The sequence below is a fragment of the Hydrogenimonas urashimensis genome (assembly GCF_016593255.1).
GTDB lineage: Bacteria > Campylobacterota > Campylobacteria > Campylobacterales > Hydrogenimonadaceae > Hydrogenimonas > Hydrogenimonas urashimensis.
The window spans coordinates 1,708,541-1,720,781 of sequence record NZ_AP023212.1 but is presented as its reverse complement, the minus strand read 5'-3'; the positions used below and the strand labels follow the sequence as shown (position 1 = coordinate 1,720,781).

The 12,241-nt window shown below is 52.1% G+C and carries 16 protein-coding genes; all 16 read right to left on the bottom strand.

The annotated features are described in order from the left end of the window. Position 1 precedes the first annotated feature (1 nt). A complete protein-coding gene (locus JMG82_RS08810; RefSeq protein WP_201352381.1) occupies positions 2-1,225 on the bottom strand; it encodes a 2-oxoacid:ferredoxin oxidoreductase subunit alpha in 1,224 nt (407 codons plus the stop codon). Between the two features lie 12 nt (positions 1,226-1,237). Then, positions 1,238-1,624 carry a 4Fe-4S dicluster-binding protein gene (locus JMG82_RS08805; protein WP_201352380.1) on the bottom strand — a complete coding sequence of 129 codons (387 nt, stop codon included), beginning with the start codon at positions 1,622-1,624 and terminating at the stop codon, positions 1,238-1,240. A 10-nt stretch (positions 1,625-1,634) separates the two neighbouring features. Then, complete coding sequence (locus tag JMG82_RS08800) at positions 1,635-2,192, bottom strand: pyruvate flavodoxin oxidoreductase subunit gamma (RefSeq protein ID WP_201352379.1); 558 nt, start codon at positions 2,190-2,192, stop codon at positions 1,635-1,637. 96 nt (positions 2,193-2,288) lie between these two features. Continuing rightward, positions 2,289-2,939, bottom strand: a complete 651-nt coding sequence (locus tag JMG82_RS08795; RefSeq protein ID WP_201352378.1) for an HAD family hydrolase — start codon at positions 2,937-2,939, stop codon at positions 2,289-2,291. After that, a complete protein-coding gene (locus tag JMG82_RS08790; protein WP_201352377.1) occupies positions 2,936-4,435 on the bottom strand; it encodes a peptide-binding protein in 1,500 nt (499 codons plus the stop codon). The genes JMG82_RS08795 and JMG82_RS08790 overlap by 4 nt, the downstream gene beginning before the upstream one ends. Next, complete coding sequence (locus JMG82_RS08785) at positions 4,435-4,842, bottom strand: rhodanese-like domain-containing protein (protein ID WP_201352376.1); 408 nt, start codon at positions 4,840-4,842, stop codon at positions 4,435-4,437. Before JMG82_RS08785 ends, JMG82_RS08790 begins: the two co-directional genes overlap by 1 nt. A 34-nt stretch (positions 4,843-4,876) precedes the next feature. After that, a complete protein-coding gene (gene rpsI / locus JMG82_RS08780) occupies positions 4,877-5,266 on the bottom strand; it encodes a 30S ribosomal protein S9 (RefSeq protein WP_201352375.1) in 390 nt (129 codons plus the stop codon). A 1-nt stretch (position 5,267) separates the two neighbouring features. Continuing rightward, complete coding sequence (gene rplM, locus JMG82_RS08775; protein WP_201354334.1) at positions 5,268-5,693, bottom strand: 50S ribosomal protein L13; 426 nt, start codon at positions 5,691-5,693, stop codon at positions 5,268-5,270. A gap of 175 nt (positions 5,694-5,868) precedes the next feature. Beyond that, positions 5,869-6,366, bottom strand: a complete 498-nt coding sequence (locus JMG82_RS08770; RefSeq protein ID WP_201352374.1) for a FixH family protein — start codon at positions 6,364-6,366, stop codon at positions 5,869-5,871. Further along, the gene (locus JMG82_RS08765) at positions 6,353-6,865 is read right to left on the bottom strand and encodes a TPM domain-containing protein (protein ID WP_201352373.1); all 513 of its coding nucleotides are present in this window, start codon (positions 6,863-6,865) and stop codon (positions 6,353-6,355) included. The genes JMG82_RS08770 and JMG82_RS08765 overlap by 14 nt, the downstream gene beginning before the upstream one ends. A gap of 237 nt (positions 6,866-7,102) precedes the next feature. Next, positions 7,103-8,554, bottom strand: coding sequence for a cytochrome c oxidase accessory protein CcoG (gene ccoG, locus JMG82_RS08760; protein ID WP_236579124.1), 1,452 nt, complete (start codon positions 8,552-8,554; stop codon positions 7,103-7,105). A gap of 13 nt (positions 8,555-8,567) precedes the next feature. After that, positions 8,568-8,828: a DUF4006 family protein gene (locus JMG82_RS08755; protein ID WP_201352372.1), complete on the bottom strand. Its 261-nt coding sequence runs from the start codon at positions 8,826-8,828 to the stop codon at positions 8,568-8,570. A gap of 10 nt (positions 8,829-8,838) precedes the next feature. Continuing rightward, positions 8,839-9,663: a cbb3-type cytochrome c oxidase N-terminal domain-containing protein gene (locus JMG82_RS08750; RefSeq protein ID WP_201352371.1), complete on the bottom strand. Its 825-nt coding sequence runs from the start codon at positions 9,661-9,663 to the stop codon at positions 8,839-8,841. After that, the gene (locus JMG82_RS08745) at positions 9,660-9,887 is read right to left on the bottom strand and encodes a cytochrome c oxidase, cbb3-type, CcoQ subunit (protein WP_201352370.1); all 228 of its coding nucleotides are present in this window, start codon (positions 9,885-9,887) and stop codon (positions 9,660-9,662) included. Before JMG82_RS08745 ends, JMG82_RS08750 begins: the two co-directional genes overlap by 4 nt. Before the next feature lie 8 nt (positions 9,888-9,895). Next, positions 9,896-10,561 carry a cytochrome-c oxidase, cbb3-type subunit II gene (gene ccoO, locus JMG82_RS08740; RefSeq protein WP_201352369.1) on the bottom strand — a complete coding sequence of 222 codons (666 nt, stop codon included), beginning with the start codon at positions 10,559-10,561 and terminating at the stop codon, positions 9,896-9,898. Positions 10,562-10,572: 11 nt separating this feature from the next. Then, positions 10,573-12,036: a cytochrome-c oxidase, cbb3-type subunit I gene (gene ccoN / locus JMG82_RS08735; RefSeq protein WP_201352368.1), complete on the bottom strand. Its 1,464-nt coding sequence runs from the start codon at positions 12,034-12,036 to the stop codon at positions 10,573-10,575. Positions 12,037-12,241 lie beyond the last annotated feature (205 nt).

Below are 12,241 nucleotides of genomic sequence, written 5' to 3'. Positions count from 1 at the left end.
ATCAATAAAACGACAGTTTCGGACCGCGAAGGCCGATGAACTGCTGCAGTGGTGTCGTCGGTTTGCCCGCCTCGGCGTTGGCAACCAACTCGCTGTAAATCTCTTCGGCATGCTCGACGGTAAAGTCACGTCCGCCAAGTCCGTAGATATAGTTGGTGATGACCGGATGATTGTCGCTTTGGTACATCGTGGCACTCACTTCGTTAAACAGCATGCCAAAGGCCCCATTGGGACTGCTGCGGTCGAGGCACGCGACCGCCTTGACGCCCGAAAGCGCCTCCATCATCTGCTCATGCGGCCAGGGGCGGAAGAGGCGGGGAGCGACCACACCCGCTTTGATGCCCTTCGTTTTACGAAGATTGTCTGCGACATATTTCGCTGTATCCACGGTGGTGCCCAGTGCCACAATGGCTACTTCCGCGTCATCCATGTCATATTTTTCGACAATGTTGTACTTGCGCCCGGTTTTCTTTTCGAAAGCATCAAAGACCTCGTCGACCTTCCCGAAAACTTTGGTCATCAGGTCGTGATGCTGACGCGCTTTGTGTTCGAAGTGCCAGTCCTCTTCCGTTTGCACACCGTAGGTAACCGGCTTGGCAAGGTCGAGCATGGCGTTGACCATCGGGTATTCGCCAATAAACTCGTAGGCTTCGTCGTCGCTGAGCGGACGAACGTTCTCGGCGGTATGCGATGTGATAAAGCCGTCCTGATGCGACATGACCGGCAGTCGGATTTCAGGATCTTCTCCGATTTTGAAAGCCATCAGTGTCAAATCGTACGCTTCCTGCGCATTGAAAGCATCGAGCTGAATCCATCCGCTGTCGCGCCCCATGTACATGTCGGAGTGGTCGCCATTGACGTTCAGGGGGGCCGCAAGGGCACGGTTGACGACAACCAGGACGATCGGAAGCCGCATACCGCTTGCCTGATAGAGAACCTCCGCCATCAGCGCGAATCCCTGGGAACTTGTCGCCGTAGCGACACGTCCGCCGGCGGCCGCCGCGCCGACACATCCACTCATCGCGGCATGTTCGCTTTCAACCATGACAAATTCGCCGTCGATATAGCCGTTTGCCAGAAACGATCCGTAATTCTGCACCACCGGGGTCGACGGTGTAATCGGATACGCCGCGACCACGTCAATCTGTGCCTGGCGCAGCGCCTGGCTCGCCGCCATATTGCCGTCCCAGACCTCTACTTCGTTCAATTCCATTTTTTCAGCCATCAAATTCTCCTGTCATTCTTTCTCGGGCCATTTGGCCAGAGCTTCTTCGTTGGGAATGCGCTCTTCGAACATCAAGAGCGATTTCGGATTGGTCGGGCACACTTCGACGCAGATGCCGCACCCTTTGCAATGGTCGTAGTCGACGCCGATCATCTTCTTGTCGCGGGAGATGATCGACACATCGGGGCAATAGACCCAGCAGAACTGGCAGTCGATACACAGGTCTCTGTTGTAGACCGGTTTCATGACCCGCCAGTCGCCGACATACGCTTCATGCGAGTTCGTCTCCGCGTAGGGTCGCTCTTCCGGCAGAATATAGCTTGCGTCTTTGTCGAGATCCTCTTTAAAAGAGAAGAGAATCGCTCCCGGGAGCAGTTCATCCCATCCAAGATATTTCATCGTTTCTCCCTTACTTCACTGAATTGTATGCACGCTCGATCGCTGCCATGTTGGCATCGATGATCTTTTGCGGAAACTTGGACAATACACTCTTCATCGCATTCTGAAAGTAGTCCAGATCGAACATGCCGGAAACCTTCATCAATGCACCCAGCATCGGGGTGTTGGGAATTGCACGGCCGATCGTGTCGAGTGATATCTGCATGCAGTCGACCACATGGACGTCTCGGCCTTTCAGCTTCGGCTGGCTTTCGATCAATTCCTCTTTGCTCAGGTGTGTTGTAATGATATATTTCGTCGACTCTTTTTCGTTGGCGGTGATATCGGCCGTATAGGTCAACGCCGGGTCGATGACCAGTACATAGTCCGGATGCATGAATTTTTGATGGTTGAATATATATTCATCGTCGATACGGTTGTATGCCGTCATCGCCGCCCCGCGTTTTGCTGATCCGTAAAAGGCGAAAGCCTGCACATATTTTCCGGTTCGGGCGACAACATCGCCAAGTCCTTTGGCGCCTGTTACCGCACCCTGCCCTGCACGAGAGTGCCAGCGAATTTCCAACATGAGTTTCTCCCTTTTTAAAACGCAAATCTCAAGCGATAGTTTCGATCAGCGCTTTGATTGAACTACTAAGGTATGCTTATTGTAGTCAAGGGGCTCTTAAAGCAAGCTTTTTGACCGGATGTTCGCCACGGCCGTTTTGGCATCGGGTGCGATATGTCTACACCTCGTTGCGAATGCCTCGCATTGTCCGTATCCGCACGTCACGGCGAAAGGATTCACACCCGCCGCCAAGGCGGCCTCCACATCCATCGGTGTATCTCCGATCAACCAGACGGATTTGGTGGAAACGCCCATTCTCTCGAGCGCTTTGAAAACCGGTTCCGGATGCGGTTTGTGCCGACGGACATCTTCGCTTCCGACAAGAGTTTCGAAAAAATGCATCAGCTCCAGATGCTCCAGCAGATCGATGGAGTAGCGTCCAGTTTTCGTCGTCACGATCCCCAAACGGGCGAATTCGGCCGCCGTTTCGACCGCCTCCTTCGCTCCGGGCAAAAGCACTGTCTTTTCACGGCTGATCTTTCGGTAGTGCGCTTTGTAGGCCGCCACGAAGGCGTCCGCCCTTTCGTTGTCGACACCAAGACGTAAAAACATCTCCCGAAGGGGCATACCGATCATCTTCGTGATCACGGCCGCTTCCGGACAAGGAAGAGCATGCGCCCCAAACGCCTCGCCGAAACTCTCCAGTATCGCTTCCGTGGAATCGATCAACGTACCGTCGAGGTCGAAAAGAATCACCGGAGACTTCACGGCTTGATCCAGTCGATCTGGTTGTGCATGATCCCGATAATGGAAGGAACGATGGGGGTGATCTGCCGATTCACCACCGTCAGGGAATCGGGAATATAAAGAAAGATATAGGGCCTCTCTTGGGCGATTTCAACGAACATTTTTCGATAGAGACGGCCGACTTTCTCCATATCGGTTGTCCGTTCCGCCTCCTCGATAAGCCGATCCACTTCCGCATTTTTGAACCCGACGAGGTTGAATCCGCCAAGTTTGTCAGAATCGGAGTGCCACAGGGCGTAAGCATCGGGAATGAGCCCCAGGCTCCAGCCAAGCAGTATCACTTCGAAACGTCGCGGCGTAACGACGGTATTCAAAAAAGCCTGCCACTCCATTGCGCGTATTTTCACTTTGATACCCACCTTTCCAAGCTGATACTGGATAATCTGCGCCGCATAGAGCCGGGTAGTATTGTTGGCGTTGGTGGATATCGTAAATTCAAGAGGGTGTTTGTCATCGTAGCCCGCATCCTTCAAAAGCCTCTTCGCCCGCTTGGGATCGTATGAGGTGGGCGGCAGACGGTCAGGATAGGCGAACGTATGCGGCATGAAGGGACCGCGGCACACTTTTGCGTAAGAGAAAAAGAGGATTTTGATCAACTCTTCTTTGTCGATGGCGAGGTCGATCGCTTCGCGCACTTTCGGATCTTTGAACTTGTCGAGTTTCAGATTGAAACCCAAATAGGTGTACCCCCGGCCCGGCAGCCGGATGATGCGGTAGTACTCTTTGAAAGAAGCGTCGATCTGCTTCTTGATCTGCAACGGTGTCAAGGATCCGAGATCGAGTTTGCGCGCTTTGAGCATCAAAAACTGTGTCGTGGGATCGGGCATGAAATGGTAATGGATCGATTCGATTCGGGGAGCGTGTTCGAAATAGTCACGATTGGCGACCAGTATGGCATCGCCGGAATTTTCCAGCGATTCGAGCCTGTAGGGACCGGTTCCTACAGGATGGCGGTTGAGTTCGGACGTCATCGGATCTTCCACCTTCTCCCACAGGTGTTTGGGCAGAATACCCATCATCCAGATCGAAAGCGCCTTGTAATAGGGCTCTTTGTAGACCACTTCCACCGTATAGTCGTCACGGGCCGTCACCGATTCGACAAAGCGGAAATCGCTCGTGTAGGGGGTGATGAGCTTGGCGGAACGCGTAAGTTTGAAAGTGTATGCGACATCGTGTGCCGTAAACGGCTTGCCGTCGTGCCATGTCACGCCATGCCGAAGATGGAAAACGAGCCGCGTCGGCGTCTTAAACTCCCACGACTCCGCCAGGTCCCCCACGATTTTCGCCTCTTTGTCGAATTTGACGAGTCCGTTGAAAATCCAGCCGCTGATCTCCCCGCTGGCACTGTCGGTCGCCAGAAGCGGATTGATGCGGCTGGGATTGGCCCCAAGAGAAAGATGCAGGGTCGAGGAAAAAAGCAAAAAAGGCGACAGAAGAAAAAAGAGAGCGCGGCGCATCAGGGCATGAAGGGTATGAGCGGTTTATTGTGCCGTTTCCAGTTCAAAATTCCACCGGCAAGTTGATAGACATATCTATACCCCATTTCGTCGGAGAGGTAGTTGCCGAGCATCCGGGTTCTGCTGGCTGACCGGCAGACAAGAATAAAAGGCTTCTGCTTGTCGATGCCAAGGCCCCTCAGTTTTTCCAAAAACGCCTGAAGATCGTATTTCCCTTTGGCATCGAAAAACATGATGGGATGACTTCCTTCTATCAGGCCGGTTGTTTTCCACTCTTTCGGTGTGCGGATATCGATGACCGAAATCCCGTTGCTTCTCAATTTTTCGAAAGAGGCGATATCAAGATCACGGACTTCCGCGAAAAGAAACGATCCGAAAAGAAGAAGCAGGAGGGAGAATTTTTTCATAATGGTGCTCCCCCGGGAGAACCCGGGAAAAATATTAACGTTTGGAGAATTGGGGACTTCGGCGTGCTTTGTGTTTACCATATTTCTTACGCTCGACAACACGGCTGTCGCGTGTCAGAAGTCCGTGGGGTTTGAGAATTTTTCTAAACTCCTCATCGAAGGCGACAAGAGCTTTGGAAATTCCGTGTTTCAGGGCGTCCGCCTGGGCGGAGTATCCGCCGCCGAGCGTCTGCGCCACGATGTCGACGGAGGCTTCCTGTTTCGTCAGAAGAAGAGGCTGCATCACTTTGCGTTTGATCGCCTCATGTCCGCCAAGCCACTCGTCAAGGCCCATGCCGTTGATCGTCATTTTGCCCGTGCCTGGTTTAAGCCATACTTTCGCGACGGACGTTTTTCGTTTTCCGGTTGCATAAACGTTTGCCATCTTAGTTTTCCTTTGCTTTGACTTGTGCTGTGTGCGGATGCTCGCTGCCTGCATAGACGCGAAGTTTTTTCAGCATCTGTCGGCCAAGTTTCGTTTTGGGAAGCATGCCGCGCGTGGCAAGTTTGAAAAGTTTCTCAGGGTTTTTCTCGACAAGTTCTCCGAGCTTTTCGCTTTTGACACTGCCGAAGTATCCGCTGTGTCTGTGATACTGCTTATCCTCGAGTTTGTTGCCCCCCGTGAATTTCACTTTCGATGCATTGATCACCACAACATGATCGCCGCAGTCGACATGCGGAGTAAAATAGGGTTTGTGTTTTCCGCGGAGATAGGTTGCGATTTCCGTCACCAGTCGTCCGAAAGTTTTTCCTTCTGCATCGAGTACGATCCAGTCACGCTCGACCTGAGCGCTGTTTACCATCTTCGTCATTTTCATGGCAGCTTGACCTTTAAAAAGATTTGAACGTTGGGATTGTAGGCTATTATAGATTAATTTATGCTTAATTTCAGTCTTTTATAAGTTTATGGGCCGCTGCCCTGAAGCGTCTAAGCGGAGCGGGCAGGCTGCCTGAGGGCAGCATCGTTGCGGAACGGAAGCTTTTCCGTCAGATTTTCACGAATGTTTTGTAGGTTTCAAAGCCGATATCTGTGCCGATTTCTATTTTGACCTCGATATTCCAGCGTCCGCCACGCTTGATGGTGAAAGGCTCGCTGACGTATATCCCGTCACGGACTGCGAACGATTTGAGCTCGATATTCTCCTTCGATGTGGTGGGACGTGTGACGATGACGAAAATTTTCGCTCCGACGAGAGGATTTCCGGCTTTGTCGGCAACCGCGACTTTGATACGGTTTTCTCCCACCCGCAAACGATTCATCCCAAGATCGACGCGGTATTTGGACTCAAATGCCTTTTGCCTCGCCAGTATTTCGTTGATATTGGCATCCACGTCCTGATACTTCATCATATAGGTCCGCTCTTCCTGGACCGGATTGTTCACGGCTACCTTGATCGTCCATATACCAAGGACTACAACCGTCAGAATCATGCCGACGATGGCGTAGGGCCAATAATTGATCTGGTTTTGACTACTCTTTTGCACGTCTTCTTTTCCTTGATACGATAAATTGCGCAATTACGAATGCGAGTATGGCATAAAATATGGCACGTACAATTTGAAAACTCGTTTTACTCTCGCTTCCTACGCTTGTCGTAAGTTTTACCCCTTTGCTTGCGGCAACCTGATCGACTATGTCGGCATAGCCGTTGAAGATGGCAACCTCCTGCTTGACACTGTCGCTTTTGCTGAAAGCGGGGCTCATCACGGGTCGTATCGTCCCGCGCCACGGCAGCGGACTGAGTATCTGGTCGATATCGATCAGCTTTTTCGCGTCTTCGGAAGCGAAGATGTTGACAGCCGGGGGATTGATGGCGATATAGAGCAGGATGTATGTTCCATGGTCTCTTTTTACGCTCTCGATGAATTTCGAGGGTTTGCTGCTGTTAAGGTCCGAAACCGCCGCGACAAAGACAGGCACTTTTGTCTTGTCATAAAGTTCCCTGCCCATCTGCTCGATCTTTTCCACCTCTTTTTGGGGCATGATCCCGTCGTTGGCAAGAACGAATGACGTTTGTGCAAAGAGAATTAAAGGGGAAAAAAGGGCCAAAAAAAGAAGAAAAGGGCGCGAAGCCCTTTTGAAAAGGTCAATCATCGGATACAATGATCAACCGACATATGCATGGTTTGCAGTCACAACAGCCCACAATGTATAGGCTGCCAGAATCACCATGCCCCATCCAAGTACTTTATCCATAATCTGAATCATGCGATCCTCCTTTTACTTTTTCAATTTTTTCTGAGCGATATCCCACCGGGGATAGACGAAGACGGTATGCCGTTCGACAACGATCTTTTCGGGGTCGTCGACCGCGAAAGCTTTGATCGTGATCGGCACCGGGGTGTCTTTGCGCGTGTCTTTGGCCAGCGGCTCGACCGCTTCGAGCTGGACGATCTTCTTGGCCTTTTTGCCGGCCAGCAGTTTGAAGGGCTTGCGCGGCTTGACGATCCGTATTTTATCGTTGTCCACCACTTTGAAGTAGTAGCTGTGATCCTTGCTGTCGGTGTTTTGGAACAGGAAGGTGTAATCGTTGACGATCCGTCCGTCGTGGGTGAACCGGTAGAGCTGGGCCGTTTTGTTGATGTTGAGCAGCATATGCTCTTTTTTGGTCCCCATGACCAGCAGCGCCACGAAAACGATGGTCAGGGCCACGGCGTAGGCGATGGTACGGGGCCTGAGCCAGTGGGTCTTCTCTCCCTTTTCGATCTCTCGGGGGCTGGTCCAGCGCACGAGGCTCTCTTTACCCAGCGCCCCCATCACTTTGGTGCAGGCGTCGACGCACTCGAGGCAGTTGATGCACTCCAACTGCATTCCCTGTCGTATATCGATATGGGTCGGGCAGACTTTGACGCAGCTTTCGCAGGCGGTGCATTCGGCTTCGGGCTCTCTTTCGTGGAGCTCTTTGACGCTGTGGATCAGTTTTTTGCTGTCCTGGCCTTCGTGGTCGTAGATGTGCCCGCCCCGTCTGACATCGTAGATCGCCATGACCGTATCGTCGTCGTACATGACCGACTGCACGCGGCTGTAGGGGCAGATGTAGATGCAGAAGTTCTCTTTGAGCCACACCACATCGACGACGAGGAAGAGGGTCACGCCGAGCCAGAAGCCGATGAGCACGGGGTGCTCACCGGGATTTTGGATATACTGGAAGAAATCCTCCGGCGGCACGAAGTACCACAGGAAGTCGGCGGCGGCGATGAGGGCCAGCACGGTCCACAGGGCGATGGCGATCCCCTCTTTGGCTTTGTTCTCGGCCTTGGAGAAGTCGGGCTCTTGCTGTTTGTTCGTGATCCGCTTTCTTAAATGCAGCAGTTTGGTCTCGAACAGGTCTCTGTAGATGACCCGAAAGATTGTCTGCGGGCAGGCCCAGCCGCACCACACTCTTCCGCCCAGGGTCGTCATGAAGAAGATCCCCAGAAAGAGCAGCATCAGCAGAAAGGGCATCAGGTAGAGCTCTTGCATATCGAACCGCACGAACAGGAAATGCAGCTGCTTGTGGTCGAAATTGAGCAGGAAGAAGTGGTTGCCGTTGATCCGTATAAACGGCAGCACCAGCGATATCACCGTCACGATACCAAACAGCCAGTACCGCTTGTACCGGTACGGTACCCACCCCTTCAGGTACTCTTTGGCCCGGTTCTTTTTCGGTGCTGTCGCCATCTCTGCCGTCATTTCGTTCTATACCCTACTGCTCGAACTGATATTTGTGTTTCGTGTCGCCGCCAACCGGTGAACCATGCACCACGACATGCGATTCGTTGGCGAGATTCGGTCCGATGCGTTGAATCGTCAAAGAATCTTTGATCTCGTAGGACTGCTGAGCAGTCGCCTGCTGGGTGGCAATAGCTGCGGTCGTCAGCCCTGCGAGAATCGCGAGCAGCAGGACCGTTGCGATCAGCATACCGGTGATGCCGTGAATTCCGAAAGCGCTTCCTTGTTTTTCCATGAATTACTCCTTATTCACCCTGTGAAAGGCTGAGGATATAGGTTCCGACAGCTTTTTCCTGAATCGGTGTCAGACGGCCCTTGAAGCTGACCATCGTACCGATAAACCCTTTTTTGCCGCGTTCAAGAACATCCGCGACAAATGCGGGCGATCCGTATTTTGTCAAGTCGGGAGCCATGCCGCCCTGCCCTTTTCCATCCGGCCCGTGGCATCCGGCACACGTTGCGAAGGCTGCGGGCTGCTCGCCCTTCATGCCGTTGGCTACATATTCGGCAATCGCTTTGGCGTCGTCACCGCTCACGAGTCCTGCCGGCATCTCGCCCATCGGGTAGCCCAGGCCTTTCGATCCGTTTTTGATCGTTTCCAGAACGCCTGCCGCCGAACCCCATACGCTCAGGTCGGCCGCTTTGCCCCCCATGCCGTCTCCGGCGATACCGTGACAGGGTGCGCACTGGACGAGAAACACCCCTTCGCCCATCGCAAGAAGCGTATCTTTGTCGGCACTCGCCCATTTACTCTCAAACTGCTTCGTATGGGCAGCCACCTCTTCGTTGTACTCACCGATCTGTGAGTAGGCATTGACAGGGTATCCCGCCGTCCAGTACCAGAGTGCCCATATCATCGTTCCAAGAAATGTATAGGCCCAACCCGAGGGCAACTCGTTTTTGTATTCACCGATGCCGTCCCAGTTCTCTTCCGCGAGTACACCTTCTGACTTTTCAGTCTTCATCTGCTTGATATATTTACCAGCGACATAGACTGTCAAGGCGACGATGATGACCGCAGCAAGCAGGGCGAGCTGGTTAATGTTGTCCTGCAAAATGTTGCTGTTCATGACTGCTCCTTGTTTTCTTTCGTCTCTTCTTTTCTATCTTCATGCGGTTCGATCGGCGTGGAATCCAGTTCGTCATCCAGCGCCAGTTTCCCGTACTTCTCGTAATTTCGTGTGCCTTTTTTCTCGGCACGGTAGAGATGCAGGATATAGGCATACAAAATCACGGTCAAAAAGACCGTAAAGAAGAAATAGCCGAATGCCTGCCACTCTCTGATGTTTTCCACGTCAAACCTTAATGCAGACTGTTCAAATAGGCGATCAATGCGACGATTTCAGGAATTTCGCCACGGGCGACCGCGTCTTTGACATCCTGGTTCTTCATGTCGGCAGCGATTGCTTTGGCCTCTTCGAGTGCGGCCTTTTTCGCCTCTTCCCAGCTTCCGAGCTTGGTAAAGCCCTCTTTGTCGTAGGGAACGTTGAAAACTTTTTTGACAGTCACCGCTTCGGCGTATGCTGTCTCCAGATCGGCATTCTGTTTAAACATATGTTTGTAAGCCGGCATGATCGATCCCGGAACGACCGAAGTCGGTTCCCACATATGGTTTTCGTGCCAATCGGTCGTTCGGTATTCGCCGACACGATGGAGATCGGGACCGGTTCGCTTGGAACCCCAGAGGAACGGGCGGTCATAGGCATACTCACCGCTCAGACTGTAGGGACCGTAGCGGTCTGTTTCGGACTTGAACGGACGGATAAGCTGTGAATGGCACGCATTACAGCTGTCTTTGATATAGACATGGCGTCCTGCCAACTGCAGAACGGTATAGGGCTGTTTGCCGGCTATCGGACGGGACGCCTGGGCGAAATCGGGTACGATTTCGATCAGACCCGCGAACGCGATGACAAGAAAGACACCTACGGCGAAAAGAAACGGTTGTTTTTCTAACCAATGAAACATTCAGAACCTCCTTATGCGCCCATCGGCGATGCAAATGCGGGCTCTTTTTCGAGCACTTTGGCATTGGACATCGTTTTGACGAAGTTGTAGGCCCACATAAAGAGGCCGATAACAAACAGAACGCCACCGAGCGCACGAATTGTGTAATACGGATGCAGAACGGTTACCGTATCGATGAACGAATAGGCGAGGTTGCCGTACTGATCGACCGCACGCCACATCATACCCTGGGTGATACCTGCAATCCACATACTGGAGAAGTAGAGCACGATACCGGTTGTCTGAATCCAGAACTGCATCTCCATCAGCTTTTTGCTGTAGATTTCACGCTTATAGAAGCGGGGTGCCATGTGCAGCGTAGCGGCAATGACCATAAAGGCGACCCATCCGAGTGTACCGTCGTGAACGTGGCCCGGAATCCAGTCGGTAAAGTGTGCCAGCGCGTTGACGGATTTGATGGACTGAATCGGACCTTCGAGTGTAGAGAGCATATAGAAAGTCGATGCCAGAACCATGAATTTGATCAGCGGAGACTCTTTGAGCTGGTTCCATTCCCCTTTCATCGTCAGCAGCATGTTGATCGCAGAACCCCACGAAGGAAGGATCAGGACGACCGAGAAAACTGAACCCATCGTCTGCATCCAGTCAGGAACGGTGGAGTAGATCAGGTGGTGTCCGCCCGCCCAGAGGTAGACAAACATCAATCCCCAGAACGAAAGGAGAGAGAGTTTGTAAGAGAAGACCGGTTGACCGGACTCTTTGGGAAGGAAGTAGTAGATCATCGCGATAATCGGCACGGTAAAGACGAAGGCAACCGCGTTGTGGCCGTACCACCACTGTACCAGCGCATCGTTGGTTCCGGCATACATGGAGACGGAGTGATACCATTTGCCCATGCCGGCAACGAGGTAGGTCGGAACTTCCATGTTGTTGAAAAGGTAGAGCATCGCAACACCGAGGAAGAACGCGATGAAATACCACATGGAAATATAGAGCGTCTTTTCACGGCGCATACCGATAAGGCCGAACATCGCCATTCCGAAAATGACCCAGACAACGACGGTCAGAATATCCAGAGGCCACTCCATTTCGGCATACTCTTTGGATGTGGTGATACCGAGCAGTTCGGTCACGACAAGCAGGGCTGCCAAAATGAGATAAAGCCAAAAGTGCAATTTGGCGAGTCCACTGACAAATCCGCTCTCTTTCAAAGAGACCTTGAGAGTCCTCTGCGCGATATAATAGAATGCCGCCCAGATACCGCTCAGGGTGAAACCGAACGCGACGACGTTCGTATGAAGCGGTCGCAGTCGGCTAAACGTTCCATACTGTCCGAACAGATTGTTCAGCTCCGGATACGCCAACTCAAATGCGATATACGTACCTATCACCATACCTACGATACCGAAGATAATGGCCAGATAGGTAAACCATTTCGCAACGGAATAATCGTATTCCAACGCTGCATTTTGCATGCAAACCTCCTTTGATTTATTGTCCTGTCATCTGTCAACCATGCAAAAAACCCGTTTTTGCATAAGTCTCCACCATACAAGAGAATATGACAGTGACATCATAGTGACATTTTTATGAATATAGGCTTAAAATCTGTTGATCGGGAATTAACTATTTTATTAAGGAGGATTTTATATTGCAATATCTTCGCCGGGTAAGAAAACC